This window comes from Erythrobacter sp. NE805 (assembly GCF_046452355.1).
Taxonomy (GTDB): domain Bacteria; phylum Pseudomonadota; class Alphaproteobacteria; order Sphingomonadales; family Sphingomonadaceae; genus Erythrobacter.
Map to the genome: position 1 here is coordinate 127,708 of NZ_JBKFDI010000003.1, position 17,829 is coordinate 145,536.

The 17,829-nt window shown below is 69.0% G+C and carries 26 protein-coding genes; 24 read left to right on the forward strand and 2 right to left on the reverse strand.

The window, feature by feature from the left end; genetic code table 11:
- Positions 1-47: 47 nt before the first annotated feature.
- From ACLBKU_RS11990 to ACLBKU_RS12105, 24 genes are all read left to right on the forward strand, one after another.
- Positions 48-1,322 (forward strand): phage major capsid protein, encoded by a 1,275-nt coding sequence (locus tag ACLBKU_RS11990; RefSeq protein ID WP_410179791.1) that lies wholly within the window; start codon positions 48-50, stop codon positions 1,320-1,322.
- Positions 1,323-1,386: 64 nt separating this feature from the next.
- Positions 1,387-1,851, forward strand: coding sequence for a hypothetical protein (locus ACLBKU_RS11995; protein WP_410179792.1), 465 nt, complete (start codon positions 1,387-1,389; stop codon positions 1,849-1,851).
- A complete protein-coding gene (locus ACLBKU_RS12000; protein ID WP_410179793.1) occupies positions 1,848-2,099 on the forward strand; it encodes a hypothetical protein in 252 nt (83 codons plus the stop codon). The genes ACLBKU_RS11995 and ACLBKU_RS12000 overlap by 4 nt, the downstream gene beginning before the upstream one ends.
- Positions 2,100-2,168: 69 nt before the next feature.
- A complete protein-coding gene (locus tag ACLBKU_RS12005) occupies positions 2,169-2,738 on the forward strand; it encodes a phage head-tail connector protein (RefSeq protein ID WP_410179794.1) in 570 nt (189 codons plus the stop codon).
- The gene (locus ACLBKU_RS12010) at positions 2,738-3,073 is read left to right on the forward strand and encodes a head-tail adaptor protein (protein WP_410179795.1); all 336 of its coding nucleotides are present in this window, start codon (positions 2,738-2,740) and stop codon (positions 3,071-3,073) included. Before ACLBKU_RS12005 ends, ACLBKU_RS12010 begins: the two co-directional genes overlap by 1 nt.
- A gap of 23 nt (positions 3,074-3,096) precedes the next feature.
- Positions 3,097-3,501: a hypothetical protein gene (locus ACLBKU_RS12015; protein WP_410179796.1), complete on the forward strand. Its 405-nt coding sequence runs from the start codon at positions 3,097-3,099 to the stop codon at positions 3,499-3,501.
- A gap of 2 nt (positions 3,502-3,503) precedes the next feature.
- Positions 3,504-4,043, forward strand: coding sequence for an HK97-gp10 family putative phage morphogenesis protein (locus tag ACLBKU_RS12020; protein WP_410179797.1), 540 nt, complete (start codon positions 3,504-3,506; stop codon positions 4,041-4,043).
- Positions 4,040-4,447 carry a DUF3168 domain-containing protein gene (locus ACLBKU_RS12025; protein ID WP_410179798.1) on the forward strand — a complete coding sequence of 136 codons (408 nt, stop codon included), beginning with the start codon at positions 4,040-4,042 and terminating at the stop codon, positions 4,445-4,447. The genes ACLBKU_RS12020 and ACLBKU_RS12025 overlap by 4 nt, the downstream gene beginning before the upstream one ends.
- Positions 4,448-4,462: 15 nt before the next feature.
- Positions 4,463-4,891: a hypothetical protein gene (locus ACLBKU_RS12030; protein WP_410179799.1), complete on the forward strand. Its 429-nt coding sequence runs from the start codon at positions 4,463-4,465 to the stop codon at positions 4,889-4,891.
- A 2-nt stretch (positions 4,892-4,893) separates the two neighbouring features.
- Entirely contained in the window at positions 4,894-5,310 is a 417-nt protein-coding gene (locus ACLBKU_RS12035; protein ID WP_410179800.1) for a hypothetical protein, read from the forward strand.
- A gap of 35 nt (positions 5,311-5,345) precedes the next feature.
- Entirely contained in the window at positions 5,346-5,549 is a 204-nt protein-coding gene (locus tag ACLBKU_RS12040) for a hypothetical protein (RefSeq protein ID WP_410179801.1), read from the forward strand.
- Between the two features lie 12 nt (positions 5,550-5,561).
- Complete coding sequence (locus ACLBKU_RS12045; RefSeq protein ID WP_410179802.1) at positions 5,562-7,637, forward strand: phage tail tape measure protein; 2,076 nt, start codon at positions 5,562-5,564, stop codon at positions 7,635-7,637.
- Positions 7,637-8,233 (forward strand): hypothetical protein, encoded by a 597-nt coding sequence (locus tag ACLBKU_RS12050; protein WP_410179803.1) that lies wholly within the window; start codon positions 7,637-7,639, stop codon positions 8,231-8,233. Before ACLBKU_RS12045 ends, ACLBKU_RS12050 begins: the two co-directional genes overlap by 1 nt.
- Positions 8,233-8,877, forward strand: coding sequence for a hypothetical protein (locus ACLBKU_RS12055; RefSeq protein ID WP_410179804.1), 645 nt, complete (start codon positions 8,233-8,235; stop codon positions 8,875-8,877). Before ACLBKU_RS12050 ends, ACLBKU_RS12055 begins: the two co-directional genes overlap by 1 nt.
- A 13-nt stretch (positions 8,878-8,890) precedes the next feature.
- Positions 8,891-9,316 (forward strand): DUF6950 family protein, encoded by a 426-nt coding sequence (locus tag ACLBKU_RS12060; protein ID WP_410179805.1) that lies wholly within the window; start codon positions 8,891-8,893, stop codon positions 9,314-9,316.
- Positions 9,313-11,631 carry a hypothetical protein gene (locus tag ACLBKU_RS12065; RefSeq protein WP_410179806.1) on the forward strand — a complete coding sequence of 773 codons (2,319 nt, stop codon included), beginning with the start codon at positions 9,313-9,315 and terminating at the stop codon, positions 11,629-11,631. The genes ACLBKU_RS12060 and ACLBKU_RS12065 overlap by 4 nt, the downstream gene beginning before the upstream one ends.
- Positions 11,632-11,633: 2 nt before the next feature.
- The gene (locus ACLBKU_RS12070; protein ID WP_410179807.1) at positions 11,634-11,762 is read left to right on the forward strand and encodes a hypothetical protein; all 129 of its coding nucleotides are present in this window, start codon (positions 11,634-11,636) and stop codon (positions 11,760-11,762) included.
- A 15-nt stretch (positions 11,763-11,777) separates the two neighbouring features.
- Positions 11,778-12,173 (forward strand): hypothetical protein, encoded by a 396-nt coding sequence (locus ACLBKU_RS12075; protein ID WP_410179808.1) that lies wholly within the window; start codon positions 11,778-11,780, stop codon positions 12,171-12,173.
- A 7-nt stretch (positions 12,174-12,180) separates the two neighbouring features.
- On the forward strand, positions 12,181-15,015 hold the full coding sequence (locus ACLBKU_RS12080; RefSeq protein ID WP_410179809.1) for a hypothetical protein: 2,835 nt from the start codon (positions 12,181-12,183) through the stop codon (positions 15,013-15,015).
- On the forward strand, positions 15,012-15,269 hold the full coding sequence (locus ACLBKU_RS12085) for a hypothetical protein (RefSeq protein WP_410179810.1): 258 nt from the start codon (positions 15,012-15,014) through the stop codon (positions 15,267-15,269). Before ACLBKU_RS12080 ends, ACLBKU_RS12085 begins: the two co-directional genes overlap by 4 nt.
- The gene (locus ACLBKU_RS12090; protein WP_410179811.1) at positions 15,266-15,994 is read left to right on the forward strand and encodes an N-acetylmuramidase domain-containing protein; all 729 of its coding nucleotides are present in this window, start codon (positions 15,266-15,268) and stop codon (positions 15,992-15,994) included. The genes ACLBKU_RS12085 and ACLBKU_RS12090 overlap by 4 nt, the downstream gene beginning before the upstream one ends.
- Positions 15,991-16,245, forward strand: a complete 255-nt coding sequence (locus ACLBKU_RS12095; protein ID WP_410179812.1) for a hypothetical protein — start codon at positions 15,991-15,993, stop codon at positions 16,243-16,245. The genes ACLBKU_RS12090 and ACLBKU_RS12095 overlap by 4 nt, the downstream gene beginning before the upstream one ends.
- Positions 16,242-16,649 (forward strand): hypothetical protein, encoded by a 408-nt coding sequence (locus tag ACLBKU_RS12100; protein WP_410179813.1) that lies wholly within the window; start codon positions 16,242-16,244, stop codon positions 16,647-16,649. The genes ACLBKU_RS12095 and ACLBKU_RS12100 overlap by 4 nt, the downstream gene beginning before the upstream one ends.
- Before the next feature lie 28 nt (positions 16,650-16,677).
- On the forward strand, positions 16,678-16,845 hold the full coding sequence (locus ACLBKU_RS12105; protein ID WP_410179814.1) for a hypothetical protein: 168 nt from the start codon (positions 16,678-16,680) through the stop codon (positions 16,843-16,845).
- A gap of 163 nt (positions 16,846-17,008) precedes the next feature.
- Here ACLBKU_RS12105 and ACLBKU_RS12110 read toward each other — a convergent pair whose 3' ends face one another.
- Both ACLBKU_RS12110 and ACLBKU_RS12115 read right to left on the reverse strand, forming a co-directional pair.
- Positions 17,009-17,266, reverse strand: a complete 258-nt coding sequence (locus ACLBKU_RS12110; RefSeq protein WP_410179815.1) for a hypothetical protein — start codon at positions 17,264-17,266, stop codon at positions 17,009-17,011.
- A gap of 123 nt (positions 17,267-17,389) precedes the next feature.
- Positions 17,390-17,734 carry a thermonuclease family protein gene (locus tag ACLBKU_RS12115; RefSeq protein WP_410179816.1) on the reverse strand — a complete coding sequence of 115 codons (345 nt, stop codon included), beginning with the start codon at positions 17,732-17,734 and terminating at the stop codon, positions 17,390-17,392.
- Positions 17,735-17,829 lie beyond the last annotated feature (95 nt).

The window sequence follows — 17,829 nt, forward strand, 5'->3', positions numbered from 1 at the left end:
CAAGCGGCCCGGCGCATCCGGGATCATCCATGAAGGAGTAAATGGCCATGAGTATCCAGGCCCTCCGTGAACAGCGCGCGGAAAAGGTGAAGGCGCTGCAGGCTGCGGTCGAGAAGCCGGAGGAATTCGCGGCCCTCGAAGCTGACATCAAGGCGCTCGACGAGAGCATCGAACGCCACCAGAAGGCGATCGAAGCCGCTGCTCGGCTGCAGGAGCCCGCCACTCCGGCGGCTCCCTCCACCCCTGCCACTCCGGCCGCCAAGGCGCCTGCCCAAGTCGCCGAGAAGGGCCTGCGTTTCGGTGCCGCGATGCGCGCCGTCGCGGCAGCCGGCGGGGACCGCCAGCGTGCGGTCGCGATCGCCGAAAGCTGGGGCCACTCCGGCTTGTTCGCCCAGCAGTCGGGCCTCACCGGCCCCGCCGGCGGCTTCCTCATCCCCGAGGACGTCTCGGGAGAGCTGATAGAACTGCTCCGTCCTGCCAGCGTCGTGCTGTCGCTCGGTCCGGTTATCTTGCCGCTCCCCAACGGCAACCTCACCATGAACCGGATCAACGTCGGCACCACCGCCAGCTACGTCGGCGAGCTGCAGAACATCGTCGCGACCGGCGTGCAGTTCGGCCAGACCAAGCTGTCGGCCAAGAAGCTGGCGGCGCTGGTGCCGATCTCGAACGACCTCCTCGCCTCGGCAAGCACCCAGGCCGATGCGGTGGTGCGGGACGACCTCGTGATGTCGATGGCGACCCGCATGGACCTCGCCTTCATCCGCGGTTCGGGGACGCAGTTCTCGCCGCTGGGGATGCGCAACATCCTGACCGGCACGAGCTTCGCCACGAGCAACGTCATCGCGGCCAACGGCACGGTGAACCTCGCCAACGTCACAAACGACCTCGGCAAGCTCGAGCTCGCGCTGCTCAATGCCAACATCGCGATGACCCGCCCGGGCTGGATCATGTCGCCGCGCACCATGATGTTCCTCTGGAACCTGCGCGACGGGAACGGCAATTATGCCTTCCCCGAAATGCAGAACGGGCAGCTGCGCAACAAGCCGTACCGCGTCACCACCCAGATTCCGGAGAACCTGGGCGGCGGCACCAACGAGAGCGAACTCTACCTTGCCGACTTTGCAAACGTCCTCGTCGGCGAGCAGTCGGGTGTCGAGCTCGCGATCAGCACCGAGGCGGCCTACGTCGACGCGAGCGGCAACCAGCAGGCGGCCTTCAGCCGTGACGAGACGGTGGTGCGCGCCATCGCCAAGCACGACTTCGGCCTGCGCCACCTTGCGACGCTCGCGATCCTCACCGGCGTCACCTGGGGCGCCTCCTGAGGATGACGGGGCGGGTCGCTGATCCGCCCCTTCTTCCCGCTCTCTTCATGGAAAGGACAATCCCATGAGCACCGTTGAGAACAAGAACATCGGCAGCAGTATCTCCGTCGTGCGCGCTGCCGCGAACACCGCCGTCACCGCCGGCGGCGGCGGCGACAACACCGCCGTTACCGGCGTGATCATCGACCGCGCCGCGCTGGGCTGGCCGTCCTCGGGTGTGGTGGCGGTGCCTTTCACCGCCACCCTCGCCGCGGCCGCAACCCTGTCGCTCGCTATCACCGTGCAGGACGGCGATGCCGCCAACCTCTCGGACGCGGCGACCTTCGCGACCCGCGCCAACGCCGTGGTTGCGACTGGGCCGGGCGGCGGCGGCACCGTCACCGGCACGATCGAGCTCGACGTGAACTTCGAGGGTGCCAAGCGCTACGTCCGCGCCAACTTCACCCCGGACCTTTCGGCTGCCAACACCGACACCGCGGCACTCTCCGCGGTGATCGCGTTTGGCGGGGCGCGGAGGCTGCCGCAATGAGCGTCGCGGTGACCTTCCTTAAGCCCTACTCGCTCTACAACGCCGGCGAGACCGCCGGGTTCGGAGAGGAGCAGGCCGAGGCGCTGATCGCGGCGGGTGTCGCGGTCGAGGCGGACGACGCCAACAAGGCCGAGAAGGCCGCTGCCAAGGCGCTCGCCAAGCAGCAGGCTGCGGAAGCCAAGGCGCAGGCTGAAGCCGCCGCCAAGGCCGAAGCCGAGAAGGCCGCTGCCGAAGCCGGCAAGGCCTGACAGTGACGCTGGCCGGGATGTCGATCCCGGCCCGCGTCCCTTCCCGATCATCATCAACGCGAGGGCGAGATGCAGTTTGAACTGGCACCCTTCGCCCTCCCGAACGGCTATGCCGAAAGCATCCTGCCGCTCGCCGACCTCAAGGAGCACCTCGGGGTGCTCGAGGATGACCAGAACGCGCTGATCGGTCTCTACCGCGACGCCGCAATCGATATGGTCGAGCGCTATTGCGGCGTCCGGCTCGGTGCGCTCACCGGGCTCGTGTGGCGCGGGGAGGAACTGCCCTCGCCGCTCGCCCTGGGCGTCTGGCCGGTTACCGCGATCACCGCGATCAGTTGGCTGGACGAGAGCGGGAACAGCGTCACCGGGACGGCCGCCGACTGGCGGATCGTGCGGCGTGACATCATCGCCCTGAAGCCGGGTAGGATCCTGCCGACCAATGTCGGCGGAGGGGTCGAGGTTACCTTCAACGCCGGGCTCACCGACGCGCAGCGCCCCGAAGCACTGGTCCAGGCGGCAAGGCTGTTCGCCGGGCACCTGTTCGTCAACCGCGAGGCGGTGGTCGGCGGCACGATCGCCGGCGAGGTTCCGCTCGGCTTCCGCCAGCTGTGCGGCGCCTACCGGGTGCCGGTGATCTGATGCCCCGCATCGCTGCCGGTAAGCGCGACCGGATCGTCACCTTCTACCCGCGCGAACGGGGCGAAGGCTCGCTCGGGACCGAGATCATGGTCGACGGCGACCCGATCCGTGCCTGGGCGAATGTCCGTTTCGGCTCCGGGCAGGACCGGCGCGAGATGGCGCAGGCCGGGTCGAGCCAGACCGCCACATTCCGGGTGCTCTCGACCGCAACCTTGCGGGCCGCGACCGAGCGCTGGGAGATCGAGTTTCTGGGCGCGCGCTGGGGGATCCAGTCGATCGCGCCGATCGGCGAGGCCGCCGACATCGAATTTACCGCCACCCGCCGGGGCTCGTGAGCCGGCGCTGACAGGAGCACATCATGGCTGACCTCTCGATCACCGCGACCGCCGTCGTCCCCGGCGAAGCGGCCGACCTCCAGACCTACATCGCGGGCGCGACCATCGCCGCCGGCAAGTCGGTCTATCTCGACACCGACGGCACCGTGAAGCTCGCCGTCGCCAACGGCACCGCGACCTCGCGCCGTCCGCTCGGCATCGCCGTCAACGGCGCGTCGGCCGGGCAGCCGGTCGAGGTCCAGCGCGGCGGGCGGCTGACCGTCAATGCCGTGCTGACCAAGGGCGTCGCCTACTACCAGTCGCGCACCGCCGGGGGCATCGCGCCCTTCGCCGATCTCGTGACCGGGGACTTCCCGACGCTGCTCGGCATCGCGCAGTCGACCACCGTCCTCGACGTGGTGGTTCGCGAGGCCGGCTCGGCGATCTGACCATGACCAAGGTGCGCGTGAAGTTCGAGGGCGGGAAAGAGCTGGAGAAGGCTCTTGGCCAGCTGTCTTCGCAAGTCACCCGCAAGAACGTCGCGCGTCGCGCACTGAAGGCGGCTGCCGAGCCGATCCGGGATGCGGCCAAGGCCAAGGTGCCTGTCGACACCGGGCGCCTGCGCGAGGCCATTGGCGTGCGCAACAAACGGCGGTCGACCGCTTTCCGCGAGCTGGCCTATCTGTCGTTCCGAACCTTTGGCGACATCCGGATGGCCAAGGGGTTTAGTGACAAGTCGGTCGAGGTGGAGGTGGCGGTCTACGGGTCGCCGTCGCGGAACAAGAGAACGGGCAAGCGTACTGGCCTTCTGGTTTATGCCGAAGTCCAGGAGCGAGGCAACGAGGTGATGCCGGCGCAGCCCTTCATGCGCCCGGCTTGGGATTCGCAAGGGGGAATGACGGCACTCAACCGTATCCTCGCAGCGCTTCGCATCGAGATCGACAAGGCTGTTGCCCGCGCCGCCCGTCGCGCCCTGAGGCCGAAGAAGTGAGCACCTGGCGGCAGGACCTTCTCGCGCGCTTGCGCGAGACCGAGGCGCTCGCCGCGGTGTTCGGCACCCGGATCGCGTGGTTCGAAGCGTCGCGCAGCTGGGAGGCCTTCCCGCGGCTCGTGCTCCAGGAGATCAGCCCGGGGCGCGAGTACACCCATGACGGCCCGGACGGGCTCGATGGCCCGCGCGTCCAGTTCGACATCTACGCCGAGACCGATGCCGGCCTGCTCGCGGGCGAGACGGCGTTGATCGCGGCGATGGAGACCACCGCCGACAAGGGCGGCACCCGCTTCGGCATGGGCTTCCTCGAGGCCCGCTCCTCGCCCGAACCCGGCGACCTCGCCAACGACCGCCGCATCCTGCGGCTCAGCCTCGACTTCACCTTCTACCACGAAGCTCTCTGACGAAAGGATCAGGACATGACCGCTGCCGCCAAGACCACCTTCGGCACCGTCCTCAGGCTCGCCGTGTCCGGCGGTTCGCTGGCGACGGTGGCCGAGCTCACCAGCATCACCCCGCCCGCCTTCACGCGCGCGTCGGTCGATGCCACCAGCCACGACAGCGCCAGCGGGGCGATGGAGTACATCCCCGACGGAGTGTTCGACGTCGGCGAGATTCCGATCGAGGGGCACCTCATCCTCGGCTCGACCAACGACAACTTCTTCACCACCGCGATCAACTCGGCGCAGGTGCTCGATTGCGAGATCATCGGCAAGGCGGCTAGCGGCACCCGCAAGTGGGCGGGCAAGGCGATCGTCACCGCCTATGAACCGGGCGCGATGCCGCTCCAGGGCAAGCAGACCTTTTCGGCGACCCTCAAGGGCACCGGCCCCTGGACGCAGTCGTAAGCATGGCCCGGGTCCGCACCGTCACCGACACGCTGGAATTCGAGGGCGAGCGCTACACGCTCGTCTTCGACTTCGAGGTGATCGCCGATTTCGAGGAAGGCCTCGGCGTGTCGATCGGCGATGTCCTCAACCCGCCGGGCGGCGGCTCGCCGATGGTGTCGCGTCTCGCCAGGCTGATGCTCGCCGCGATCCGGCGGCATCACCCCGACGCCGACCTCAACCTCGCCGGCGCGATGATGACCGATCCGGCCATCGCCGCGCAGTTCTACGGCGCGGTCACCAGCTCCATGCCGCAGGCCGGCGACGTCGAAGGGGAGGCCGGCTCGGCAGCCACGGCAAACCCTCCGAACCGGCGGGCCCGCCGGGCCGCGGCCTCCGCTGGCAAGACTGGCTCGTCGCCGCGACCGAAGCGGGGCTGAGCCTCGACACCTTCTGGCGCGCGACCCCGCGCGTCGTGAACCTCGCGGTCGAAGGCTATCGCCGCCGCCGCGCCTGGGCCGCGTTCCACGCCGGCTATGGCGTCCACACCAAGGATGCCGAGATCGGGCACCTGCTCGGCCGTCAGGCCGAGAAGGCGCCGATGTCGGTCGAGCAGATGATGGCGAACCTCGACGCTCGCCTGACCGCCCATAACGCCCGCACCCGGGGCGAGACCTAGGAGCTTTCCCTCATGGCCAACTCGGTGATCGGCGCCCTCCGGGTGATGCTCGGCATGGATACCGCCGAGTTCGAGCAGGGCGCGACCCGGGCGCAGCGCGCGACCGCGCGTTTCGAGAAGGACATGACGAAGCTGGGGGGCAACCTCCAGAAGATCGGCGCGGGGATGACCCTCGCGCTCACCGCCCCGCTGACGGCGTTCGGCGTGTCGAGCTTCAAGGCGGCGTCCGACGCCGCCGAGCTCCAGTCCGCCTTCAACCAGACCTTCGGCGCCCTCGCCGGCGCGATGAACGACTGGGCGGTGAAGACCGGCGATGCGATGGGCCGCTCGACCCAGTCGATGCAGCAGCTCGCCAACACCTTCGGCATCTTCTTCAACCAGGCCGCGCCCACCCGGGAAGAGGCGGCGAAGATGAGCCAGACCTTCGCCGTCCTGGCGCAGGACCTCTCCTCCTTCTACAACGTCACCGAGAGCGAGGCGCTCGCCAAGCTGCGCTCGGGCCTGTCGGGCGAAAGCGAGCCGCTGCGCGACTTCGGGGTGTTCCTGTCCGAGGCGGCGGTCCAGTCCAAGGCGCTCGAGATGGGGCTGACGGGGATCAACGATCCCCTCACCGAGCAAGAGAAGGTCTTGGCCCGCTACGTCATCATCCTTGAGCAGACCAAAAAGGCGCAAGGCGATGTTGAGCGGACCTCGGGCGGCACCGCCAACCAGATCCGCGCCGCGCAGGCTGCGTTCGCAGAATTGCAGGTGGTGGTCGGCACCAAGCTGCTGCCGGTGATCACCCCGCTGATCGAGAAGCTGGCGGCGATGCTCGAATGGTTCACGACGCTGCCCGAGCCGGTCCAGACCTTCGCCCTGGCCGCCGCCGGGATCGGCGCCGCTCTCGGCCCTGCGATCACGGCGCTCGGCACCATCATCACGATCGCCCCCAAGCTCGTCACCGCCTTTAAGGCGATTGAAGTGGCGGCTTGGTGGCTGGCAGCCAATCCCGCGATCCTCGGCTTCGCTGTCGTAATCGGCGGGATCGTGGCGGCTTGGTATTACTGGGACGAGATCCCCGGAATCGTGAGGCGCGTGTACGAGGGCGTGAAGCGCTGGTTGGTCGAGAAGCTCGCCGGCGTCCTCGTCTGGCTGCGCGACAAGATCCTCGCCGTCACCGGCTTCTTCAAGGACATGTATGTCGCCGTCGTCGGCAATTCCTACGTGCCCGACATGGTGACCGAGATCGGCACCGAGTTTGCGCGGCTGCAGCAGCTGATGGTCGACCCGGCGGAGAAGGCCGCCAAGGGCACCAAGGAGGCCATGCGCAACATGGCGACCGAAGTCTCCGGGCTGCTCGACCGGCTGTTCCCCCAGATCGCCGAGACCCGCCGCCAGATGGAGGAGCTCGCGCTGCTCGACAAGGCGCAGGCCTCGGGCCTGATCTCCGACGACCTGCGCCGCCAGGCGCGGCTCAAGGTGCTGGTCGGCGACGGCAAGGCGCCGGTCTCCGAGGGCCTGCTCGGCACCGAGCCGCTCGAGGAGGCGCGCAAGGTCGCCGACTATGCCGAACGGGTCGGTTCGGAGATGAAGCGCCTCGGCGATCGCACCCAGGTGCAGACGGTGCGGATCGCGCAGACCTTCCAGGACATGGTCGACAAGAGCCTGAGCGCGCTGCGCCAGCTCGCCGGCGGGATCAAGAGCGGCAACTTCTTCGACATCCTCGAGGGGGTGATCGGGCTCGGCATGCAGCTGGGGCAGGCCGGCGTTTTCGGGCGCGGGTTCCAGTCGCGGCTGCAGCAGACCCCTGGCTTCGCCACCGGCGGCACCATGCGGCTCGGCGGGATGGCCGGGGTTGATCGCAACGTGCTGTCTCTGAACGGCTCGCCGATCGCGCGCGTCACCGCGGGCGAGACGATGCAGATCCGGCCGGCGAACGACCGCGGCGCGGGCACGACCATCGTCCAGAACTACTACACCCTCCCCTCCGACGAGTTCTGGAACCGCGTCGACACCCGTGCCGCGACGATCGCGCAGCCCGTCGCCCGCGCCGAGGTCGGCAACGCGATGATGCGCTCGCGCGCCGCGCAGGGTCGGAGCCTCGCCTGATGCCGGTGACAGCTCTTCCCGACAACCCCGGCTCGGCCCGCATCGGGTGGTCCCTGATCGACTTCGGCGGCAACCAGGGCGGCGTGCTCGGCGGTGCGACCCAGCGCGTCAACCGCCTGGGCTCGCGCTGGCGCTGCGAGGTCACCCTCCCCCCGATGACCCCGGCGCTCGCTCGCGAATGGGCGGCCGCGCTGGCCAGCGGGCGGCGCAACGGCGTGTCCTGGAAGGTCCGCGAGCCGGGCACGCCGGCGGGCTTCCCGGGAGCGGTGTTGGTCAATGGCGGCGGCCAGGCAGGATTCGCGCTCGCGGTCGACGGCGCGACGCCGGGGCATGTCGTCCGGCAGGGAAAGTGGCTCTCCATCCAGACCGGCGGGCGCCGCTACCTCCACCAGGCGGCATCGACCGTGACGCTCGACGGATCGGGGGCGGGGACGCTGGCGATCGAGCCGGCCCTGCGCGCCATCCCGGCCGACAACAGCCCGGTCGGCATCGCCGTGCCGATCATCGAAGGCCTGCTCGCCGACGTGCCGAACTGGGTGCTCGACGAGACGCGCCTGGTGCGCGGCCTGACCTTCGCGATCGAGGAAGCCGCCTGATGGCCGTCTCCGATCTCGTCATCACGCTCGCGGCCGTGCTCGAGTGGCAGGCGCCCGGCGGCGATGTGCGGCTCGCCGATGGCGGCGTGGTCAGGTTCAACCCCGGCACCGGGACCGTCACCTTCACCGCCGAGGACGCGCGCTTCGGCACGCTCGCCGGGCTCGACGTCTTCGAGACCGGGATCGGCGACATGGTCGAGGGCGGCACGATCGCCTTCGTCCCGCCCGCCGACGCTGCGACCGGCGACTGGTGGCGCGCCGATCTCGAGAACACCCGGCTGCGCCTCTGGCTGGGCGAGATCGACCCGGCCGACGGTGTCACCCTGACCAATGCCGAGCCGGTCGCGGACTGGCTGGTCGACACGCCCTCGCGCGAGCAGGCGGCGGGGCAGGACGTGCTCTCGCTCGCCTTCATGACCCGGCAGGAGAAGCTCTTCGAGACGAGCCAGGGCAACGTCTGTTCGGACACCTTCCATCAGTCGATCTGGCCCGGCGAGCGCGGCTTCGAGAACTGCACCGACGCCCAGCAATTCTTCGCCTGGGGCGCCGAGGCACCGCCCTCGAGCAGCGTCGGCGGTGGAGGGTCCAGCGGCGGCGGGTGGGGCGGCGGTGGCTGGCTCACCCTGGGCCAGCAGGTCCAATGAGGGAAACGCGCGCATGACGCTCGCCATCCGCCAGGCCGCGACCGAGAAGACGCTGGAGCGGTTCCGCAACCGGCCCTTCTCGTGGGCCGGGGCGAACTGTGTCCGGCTCGCGCGGACGCAGGCGGTCAACATGGGGCACAGGCTGCCGCCGATCCCGCGCTTCGCCTCGGCGCTGGGGGCGAAGCGGGCGCTCACAGCGCGCGGGGCGGCGAGCGTCGCCGAGCTGCTCGACCAGCACTTCGCCCGGCTGCCGGGTCCCGCCTATGCCTGGCTCGGCGACCTGATCGCGCTGCCCGGAGACCCGGCCCTCGGTCTGGACGCGGTCGGCATCGCCGACGGGCAGGGTAACGTCTGGTGCTGGCATGACGGCTACGGTCTTCACGAGATGTGCGCGGTGCTGACCGTCAACGCGGACGCGCTCGGGGCCTGGCGGCTATGAGCGGGGTGTTCCGGGTCATCGGCCAGATCGCCGCCGTCGCGGCGATCATCCCCGGCCCGCACCAGGCGATCGCGGCCGCCGTGGCCGCCGTTTCGAGCACGCTGGCGCAGGTCACCGCCAAGGGCCCGCGCTCGCAGGGCTCGGTGGTCTCCTACCTGACCGGCGCCAACCAGAAGCTGCCCTACCTCATCGGCGAGGCCTATACCGAGGGGGTCGAGATCTACCGCGTCGGCTACGGGGGCGAGATCAACGACGTCAAGAACCCCTATGCCTTCCTCCCGCGCGTGCTGTCGTGCTGCGGGCCGATCGAGGACATCGGGCCGAGCTATCTCAACTTCACCGCCGAGAGCTTCTCGGGGTCGGTCGGCTCGGTGCGCGCGGCGACCGGCTATTACGCCGACTATCTGTGGATCGACGAGCAGCTCGGGCAGCGGCCCGAAAGTGACCAGCTCAAGACGCCGAGCGGGTGGGGCATCCCGCCCAACTGGTCGACGGCGCACAAGCAGTCGGGCTTCGCCGCGGTCGGGTGGAGCCTCAAGTGGTCGAAGAAGGCCAAGCGCTTCCCCGGCGGGCAGATGCCGCCGCTCGGCAAGATCGCCAAGGGGGTGAAGGTCTACGATCCGCGGGCGGATTCGACCTTTCCCGGCGGCTCCGGCCCCCAGCGGATCACCGACGAGAGCACCTGGGCCTATAGCCGCAACCCGGCGCTGCACGCGATCACCTATGCCTATGGGCGGCTGATGAACGGCAAGCCGATCTTCGGCGTGCGGCTGTTCGATCCGGCCGCGATCAACCTCGCGCAGGCCGTCGCCTGGGCCAACGTCTGCGACGCGAACGGGTGGACCGCCAACGGCACGATCTTCGAGCCGGGCGACAAGTGGAACAACCTCAAGCGCATCTGCGAGGCGGGCGGTGCGCAGCCGGTGCCGGGTGCGGTGCTCGGCTTCGACTGGCAGGCGCCCCGCACCAGCCTCTACACCGTCGGCAAGGACGACCTCGCCGGGCCGGTCCGCGCCAGCCTCGGCAAGGGGTGGAAGAACCGCCACAACGTGATCGTCCCGCGCTACCGCTCGCCCGATCACCAGTGGGGTTACGTCCAGGCCACGCGGGTCAAGAACGACACCTGGATCGCCGCCGATGGCGAGGAGAAGGTCGACGAGCGGCAGTGGGACCTCGTCACCGACAAGGACCAGGTGACCGAGCTCGCGATCTACGACCTCTGGCAGCGCCGCGAGGCTGGGCCCTTCGTGATCGTGTGCAAGCCGCACATGCGCGTCTTCCGCCCCGGCAACTGCGTCACACTCGAGGACGAGCTCGGCGCGCATCCCGACGGCGCGGTCAAGGTGGTAATCCGCCGCCGCGCGGTCGATCCGGTCGCGGGCACGGTGACCTTCACCTGCGAGGCCGAGACCGATGCCAAGCACACCGCCGCGCTCGGCACGACCGGCACCGGGCCGCCGCCGATCGCCTGGCCGACACAGGACGAGATCGACGACACCTTCGCGGTCAACACCAGCGCGGCGAACGTCGTCTATGGCGACGGGCTCACCAGCGTCGAGGAGCTGAAGCCGCTCGAGCCGGGGGCCGACGTCACCGTCACCGCCCAGCGCGCGATCGTGCCGGAGTACCCCTCGATCGAAGTCAAGGAAGGCGACCCCGGCAACAGCGGCACCCGCACCGTGACCCATGAGGCACGGCGCGGAACCACCACGCTGACCGGCGGGACCTGGACGCTCGAGGCGATCGACCTCGGGGCCGGCTCGGCCTCGATCGATGCTAGCACCGGCACGGTCACCCTCAGCGGGATCGTCGAGACCGGCGCCTATGCCGTGCGCTACGAGCACACCGACGGCGCGCCGACCGACCTCGCAGTCAACGTGAGCTTCCTCGAGACCCCGCCGACGGCGGTGCAGCAGGCCAAGGCAGGAAGCGCGACCAGCACCAGCGGGACCGCCAACAACAACCTCTGGCAGGACATCCTGGTGCTCTCGATCCCGGGCGCGCCGGCCGGGAGGGTGACCTTCGGCGACTATGGCCTGCGCCCGCTATCGTTCCTCAACGTTGTCGCCGCGACCGGCACGGCCGACTTCGAGGCGCGGCTGACGCTCGACGGGGTGACGCTGACCTCGGTGCTCAGCCAGTCGGTGGTGGTCGGCGGGGTTCTCCAGTTCGCCCAGTGGGACGAGCTCTTCGCCGGGGCCTACGACGTGACCGCCGGGACGCGCGAGTTCCGCATCCAGATGCGCCGCACCAGCGGCACCGGCACGATCACCACGACCAGCACCGCCCTCGAGGCGCAGATCCTGCAGACCTGACGATGACGCTCGAGGAAGCCCTTGCCGCCGTCGCCGCCGGCGAGGCGCAGCGCATCTGCGCCGTCGGCCAGTGGGTGGTGTGGCGCCAGGGCGAGCTCGTGATGAGCCGCGACCTTACGGCCGAGCCCTGACAACCGGAGACGACGATGCAGACCAGGTACATCGAATGGCTCGCCGCCGAGCGCGCGGCCGGGCGTGGAGGCATGATCTTAGTGGAGCCGTCGATCGTGCGCGGGCAGCCGTTCGAGCTGGCCTTCAGCTTCCCCGGCGACCTGACCGGCACGACTTTCAGCGCGACGCTCTCGCAGGCTCCCGGAAGCGTGCCGTTTGCAACCTTCGAGGCATCGCTCGGCGCCTACGATCCGGCCACGGACAAGACGCTGCTCACCCTCGGCTTGCCTGCCACGGCTCTCGACGGAGAGCTTCCCGCCGACAGCGATCACAACGGTGTCGGCGAAGTCATCTTCGAGCTCGACGCCGCGGCAGCGGGAGAAGCGTCGCCGGGCCGACTGATCGGCCTCGTCATCCAATTCACGGAGTAATCGTTCAATGAGCAACGACAAGCTCAAGGTCGGCGGCAAGGTTGTCGACGTCCTCGCCCCGGCCAGCAAGGCACAGCAATGGGCCGAGGGCACGTTGCCGGGGGGTCCGGGGACCAAGAGCGCCAAGGAGCACGCCGAGGACGCGGCTGCAAGCGCCGTGACAGCCAGCCAGGCGGCGGGATCGGTGACGGCAGTCGTCGCGGCGCGTGACGAGGCACTGACACAAATCGCCACCTCCCGCACCAACGCACTTGCCGATCTGAGCGGTGCAGGCACGACCCAGACCACTGCCGTCAACTCTGCGGGCACCACACAGGTCGCGGCGGTCAACAGCGCGGGCAACTCGGCCCTGTCGGCCATTTCGGGGGCGCGGTCGGGCGCTCTTGCGGACCTCGAAACCGCGCGCGTCGCGGCGGTCGGCGATGTCACTACGGCGGGCACCTCGCAGGTCGCTGCCGTGAACAGTGCCGGGACGGCGCAGGTCGCTGCCGTGAATACGGCCAACACCAACGCGGTCGCCGCGATCAACCAGGCCGGGGCCGCTCAGCTCGCATCCGTCACGGCAGCGGGTGCCGCCTCCGTCCCCACCCTCACCGACAACAGCCTGACGCTCCGGCATCAGACCATCGGCGCGTTCGGCATTGCCACCCTCGCCTCGAACGTCGGGGTGCTGCAGTTCGGCCTGCGCGTCGGCACCGACATCATTGCGGGCGAGGACATTGCCGCGATGCGCTGGTCCTGGGCCTGCGCCTCCGATACGAGCCGCGTCGAAATCCTCGTCTACGAGCGCGACGTGGCGGCGGCGACGACGGCGGGGACGCTGAACAACAGCGGCGTCGTCGCGCAGGACACGCTGATCCGCACCTTCAACACGACGCCCTCGGCGCTGAACGTGACCCCCGGCACCAGTTCGCCGGTGCTCACCCGCGCCTATCGCCTGCCGACCCCGATCACCGCCCGGACCGGCTTCAACCTGATCTTTTTCTTCCGCAACTACAACGCCTCGAACGCGCTGGTGAACTGCGGCTTTTCGGCGGCGGTCACGCCTTCGGGTGCGAACATCCGCTCGGGCTATCAGGCCGCGACTGCCACCCCGACGACCTTCGCCCTGATTAGCGGGGGCACGGCCCGTAGCGCCGTGGTTTCGGTGCTCGGGCGGCGCGTCCCGACCGCGCAGGCCGAGACGGTGACGAACAATCAACTGCGCGGCGACTATCGCGACGAGGACACCCTCTCGCGGATGAACCGCCGCAACGTCCAGAACCTGTTCGCGAACCGTTCGGCCTATGCGAGCAGCGCCAACACGCTGTCGGTGCCGGCCTCGTTCTGGGGTGACAGCCTCGTCTTCGACAGCCTTGGCGGCGCGCCGCTTGCCGACCGGGCCCTCACCATCGTCGGCAACCTGATCTCGGGGACGATCAACAATTACGGGATCAACGGGCAGACCGCGAGCCAGATCACCGCGCGTGTCTCGGCGGCGACGTCCGGCGAGAAAGCCGGGCTGAACTACGTGATGATGGGGGCGAACGATCTCCCGGCGAGCAAGAGCAGCGCGGCGATCCTCGCGGATTACGCGACCTGCGCCGCCGCATTCACCAATTCGGCCTATGTCATGGCCGCGACCTGGCGGGACTCGATGCGTCCGCGCGACCGCGATGTCTGGCGGGGGCTGCGCTCGACCTATGGGGCCAATGCGCTCGACATGGCGCAGGTGTGGGCGCGCTACAGCGCCGGGGCCTCGGATGCGGTTGCTGCCCGACAGGCGCAGATCGCCGCGGGCTTCACCAACGACAACCTGCACAACAACAGCGCGGGCTGTCTTGTGAAGGGCTATGAATGGGCGGCCCTGACCGTCGCCCGCAATGGCGGCGCGCCCTACGTTCACGACGACATCATCGGGATGAAGAACGGGGACGCGGCAGGCACGGCAATCATCACCCCGCGCGTGCTGGGCACGGCCTATAACTACACGATCATAGCCGGGAACGATGATGACGCGGTGCAGATCGATCGCACCACCGGGGCGATCACCCGCACCGGCAACGCCATCCTCCAGCCCTACCGCGAGGTGTTCGTCGAGGCCGAGAACAACCGGGGAGCGGGCCGCAACGGGCGGATCATCATCGTGCGCCAGATGGACGGGACCGATCCGCAATCGGGCGTCGAGGTGCTCGGCAACCGGGCAAGCTATGCGCGCCTGCCCTCGACCTATGCCCCGGCTGATGGAACGGGCCTTACCATCGTGGTGTGCGCGCGGCTCAACCTCGACCGCGTCAACGGCAACCTGATCGGGCAGGTCGCGGCGGGAACGAGCGGCGTTCTCGTCCAAGTTGGCGCGAGCCTGCGGTTCGATGGTCGGAATGCCGCGCAAACGTCTTTGGGAAATGTGAGCCTATCGGCCCTGCAACCGAGTGACTGGAACTTCTACTTCTTCTCGATCGACACGGCCTCGGTCGTGCGCGGGTCGGTGAACGAGACGACCTCGTCGGGTTCCGCCCCCACCGCCGGGAACATCAATTACGCGACGATCAACGAGCTTTTCGCCAACTCCTCGAACACGCTTCCGTTCATCGGCGGGATCAAGATGCTGTGGATGGCGAACCAGTATTACGACGTCCACGACAGCACGTTCCGCAACCGCTTTTACGACAGCACCACGAAGCTTCCCAAGGACATCGGGAACGACGGCACCGCGAGCGGCGCGCTGGCAGCGCCGGAAATGTATCTGCGCGGCATGGCCGGCGACTACATCCTCGGCAAGAACTTCGGGACGGCGGGCGATCTGCACGTGCCGCTCCCGCTCGGGCGGCGCCATCTTGGCTTCACGGACAGCGTGTCGTGATGAGTGCGCCGGATCCCGAAGGCCGCTGGGAGCTCAGCCTCGTCGAGAAGATCGTCGGCACCGTGCTGATTGGCCTCCTCGGATGGATGGCCTTCACCCTGCAGGGCGTCACCGTCGATGTCGCCGTGATCAAGAACGAGATCGCCTCCGGCAATCGCGACCGCTTCAGCGCCCAGGAGGGGCAGCGGCTCGCCGACCGCATCCAGCGGGCCGAGGACCGCATCAAGCAACTCGAGGAAAGGACCATCCCATGAGCAAGGCCAACCGCGAGGCGCTGCAGCGCTTCCTCGTGTCCAAGGGCGCGATCCTGACCGTCGACGGCGTGGTCGGACGGCACACCCAGCGCGCGATCTGGGACCTGTTCGCCAACCGCGCCGCGCCGGGAGTGACGCCGGGCGAGATCGGCGTGATCGCGCGCGAGCTCGGCGTCGCGCCCGAGCAGGTCCGCGCGGTCGCCGCAGTCGAGAGCTCGGGCGGCGGGTTCCTGCCCTCCGGTCACCCGAAGATCCTGTGGGAGCGGCACTGGCTGTTCCGCCGCCTCGGCCGCTCGCTGTCCGCCTCGAGCGTTGCCGGCGCCTTCCTCGCCGCGCCGCAGATGGGCGGCTATACCCTCGACGCCGACAAGGACGGGCTCAACGACAGCTGGGAGAAGCTGGTCGAGGCCTGCGCCGTCGATCCTGTCGCCGCCTTCGAGAGCTGCAGCTGGGGCAAGTTCCAGATCATGGGCGGGCACTGGAAGGCGCTCGGCTATCCCGACGTCTTCACCTTCGCCTGGGCGATGCGCGAAAGCGAGATGGGGCACTACCGCGCGCTCGCCGCCTTCATCAGGGCCAATCGGCTCGAAGGCGCGATGAGCAAGCTCGGCACCACGCCGAGTCAGAATGTGCCCTTCGCGCTCGGCTATAACGGCAAGGCCTTCCGCCGGAACGGCTACGACGTGAAGCTCGCCAAGGCGATGCTCGAGGAGCTCGCGGCATGATGCGGACCATCATCGCCAAGCTCGCGATCCGCGAGTTCTGGATGTTCACTATCGCCGGGGTCGGGATGATCACCCTCGCGGTGATCGGCGTCCTCGCCGCCTTCTACGGCGTGCCCAAGAGCTCCGAGGCCGTGCTGACGGCGATCGTCACTCTCATCGGCCTGCGCGTCGGCGACGTGATCAACGCGATCCGTGCGCTCTGGCGGGTGAGCCAGGAGCACATCGAAGCCGAACCGGGAGAGAAACCATGATCGCCGCCACCCTGTTGTGGTTCCGCTCGCTCACGCCGAAAGGCTGGGCCTACCTCCTCGCGATCCTGCTCGTCCTGTCGGCCGTGCTCGGCTTCGGCGGGGTGCTGCTCTGGAATGCCTGGCAGGCGACGGCCACGGCGAAGACCGAGGCCAAGCTCGGGAAGAACCAGACCGGCGCCGCGCTCGCCAGTGGGGCCGATGCGGTCGCGACGGTCGGTGAAGTCGGCGCCCGCGCGGACGATCACGACACAATCACCAAGGAGAATGCCGATGCGTTCCGTTCTGCTCCCGGCGCCGCTGCGCCTGTCGGTGCTCCTCTCGACGCTGTTGCTCGCGAGCGGCTGTGTCGGCGCGCCGTCTATCGTGTCCGCCCCGAGTGCCTGCAGTTCCCTGCTGCCGACTGAATGGCGCGCGGGGGTTCCGGGCGCGGACTTGCCGAGCGGCTCCACCGTTGGCGACTGGATCGCCTTCGCCGACGCGCAGACCGCGCAGCTCGACAAGGCGAACGATCGCTATGCGGCCGCCGTCGGGATCGTTGAACGCTGCGAGGCGCGCGATCGCGAGGCGTTGAAGAAGGCGAAGCGCCGCGGGCTGTTCTAGGATGCTCGGTATAGGTGTCTTCGCTGAGCTTCCGCTGCACCGCGTGGCAATCTGGCAGGGCTAGTCAGACTCTCATTGCTGCCAACCTCCCTTTCTGCAGCAACAGTCTGGCCGCCGATCGCCCTCTTGCCACACCCCATCGACGCGATCGGCGGCACTTTTCTCAGCTCTCGCGGCTCAGCACCTCCTTCACGGCCTCGCGCAGCTGGTGCCACGCCTGCAGCTCGTCCGGCAGGTGCTCGGGGAATGACTTCACCCGGTCATAGGCCTCGCGCAGCCGCGGATCCTCGTTGCCGCGCCGCTCGAACCACCGCTCCACCGCGCCGCGCAGGTAGATCCACCAGATGCGCTGCTCCGGCTCGAAGCGTGAGAACGCCGCCACCCGGGTATACTGGCGCGCGAGATCGTCGGGATCATGCATCGGCGGTCATGGCTATCAAGGGCAGGCACGATCTGGTAGCGTCCGCCGACGGCCAGTGAAAGGCCCGTTGGCGATTGGGGGCGGCCGCTCGACCCGGAGCGGCCGCCCCCGGTTGCACCGCGCTCAGCACCACCCGCTCCGGTCCCCCCAACGTCGCGCCAGCCCCTCGGCGATCAGCTGCTCGGCAATCGGCCCGAAGGTCGCCAGCGTGCGGCCATAGCGATCGGTGCCGACCCGTTCGAATCGCACCGGCCCGGCATTGAGCAGCACCACGAGCCGCGCCTGCGCGCGCACCGCCAGAGCCTTCTCCCGAGGGCACCGCCCGCGCAGCTCGGGCGCGTCGATCTCGGCAATGCGGATCTTCTCGCCCTGCCACCAGATCGTGTCCCCGTCGACGACACACTGATGCCGCGCCCCTGAGGGCGGACACACCGCCAGGGCGGCGGCAGCAAGGGCGGAAAGCAGCATGACACCACCCTAGCACCGGCCCCGGCCCATTACACGAAGAGTTCTGCCGAGCTCGGGTTTGGCCGCCGGCACCACGGGCTCTTCGTACAAAGCTC

Coding starts and splice junctions, on each gene's coding strand:
- ACLBKU_RS11990 (WP_410179791.1), top strand. CDS start 48: ATGAGTATCCAGGCCCTCCGTGAACAGCGCGCGGAAAAGGTGAAGGCG.
- ACLBKU_RS11995 (WP_410179792.1), top strand. CDS start 1,387: ATGAGCACCGTTGAGAACAAGAACATCGGCAGCAGTATCTCCGTCGTG.
- ACLBKU_RS12000 (WP_410179793.1), top strand. CDS start 1,848: ATGAGCGTCGCGGTGACCTTCCTTAAGCCCTACTCGCTCTACAACGCC.
- ACLBKU_RS12005 (WP_410179794.1), top strand. CDS start 2,169: ATGCAGTTTGAACTGGCACCCTTCGCCCTCCCGAACGGCTATGCCGAA.
- ACLBKU_RS12010 (WP_410179795.1), top strand. CDS start 2,738: ATGCCCCGCATCGCTGCCGGTAAGCGCGACCGGATCGTCACCTTCTAC.
- ACLBKU_RS12015 (WP_410179796.1), top strand. CDS start 3,097: ATGGCTGACCTCTCGATCACCGCGACCGCCGTCGTCCCCGGCGAAGCG.
- ACLBKU_RS12020 (WP_410179797.1), top strand. CDS start 3,504: ATGACCAAGGTGCGCGTGAAGTTCGAGGGCGGGAAAGAGCTGGAGAAG.
- ACLBKU_RS12030 (WP_410179799.1), top strand. CDS start 4,463: ATGACCGCTGCCGCCAAGACCACCTTCGGCACCGTCCTCAGGCTCGCC.
- ACLBKU_RS12035 (WP_410179800.1), top strand. CDS start 4,894: ATGGCCCGGGTCCGCACCGTCACCGACACGCTGGAATTCGAGGGCGAG.
- ACLBKU_RS12045 (WP_410179802.1), top strand. CDS start 5,562: ATGGCCAACTCGGTGATCGGCGCCCTCCGGGTGATGCTCGGCATGGAT.
- ACLBKU_RS12050 (WP_410179803.1), top strand. CDS start 7,637: ATGCCGGTGACAGCTCTTCCCGACAACCCCGGCTCGGCCCGCATCGGG.
- ACLBKU_RS12055 (WP_410179804.1), top strand. CDS start 8,233: ATGGCCGTCTCCGATCTCGTCATCACGCTCGCGGCCGTGCTCGAGTGG.
- ACLBKU_RS12060 (WP_410179805.1), top strand. CDS start 8,891: ATGACGCTCGCCATCCGCCAGGCCGCGACCGAGAAGACGCTGGAGCGG.
- ACLBKU_RS12065 (WP_410179806.1), top strand. CDS start 9,313: ATGAGCGGGGTGTTCCGGGTCATCGGCCAGATCGCCGCCGTCGCGGCG.
- ACLBKU_RS12070 (WP_410179807.1), top strand. CDS start 11,634: ATGACGCTCGAGGAAGCCCTTGCCGCCGTCGCCGCCGGCGAGGCGCAG.
- ACLBKU_RS12075 (WP_410179808.1), top strand. CDS start 11,778: ATGCAGACCAGGTACATCGAATGGCTCGCCGCCGAGCGCGCGGCCGGG.
- ACLBKU_RS12080 (WP_410179809.1), top strand. CDS start 12,181: ATGAGCAACGACAAGCTCAAGGTCGGCGGCAAGGTTGTCGACGTCCTC.
- ACLBKU_RS12090 (WP_410179811.1), top strand. CDS start 15,266: ATGAGCAAGGCCAACCGCGAGGCGCTGCAGCGCTTCCTCGTGTCCAAG.
- ACLBKU_RS12095 (WP_410179812.1), top strand. CDS start 15,991: ATGATGCGGACCATCATCGCCAAGCTCGCGATCCGCGAGTTCTGGATG.
- ACLBKU_RS12100 (WP_410179813.1), top strand. CDS start 16,242: ATGATCGCCGCCACCCTGTTGTGGTTCCGCTCGCTCACGCCGAAAGGC.
- ACLBKU_RS12110 (WP_410179815.1), bottom strand. CDS start 17,266: ATGCATGATCCCGACGATCTCGCGCGCCAGTATACCCGGGTGGCGGCG.
- ACLBKU_RS12115 (WP_410179816.1), bottom strand. CDS start 17,734: ATGCTGCTTTCCGCCCTTGCTGCCGCCGCCCTGGCGGTGTGTCCGCCC.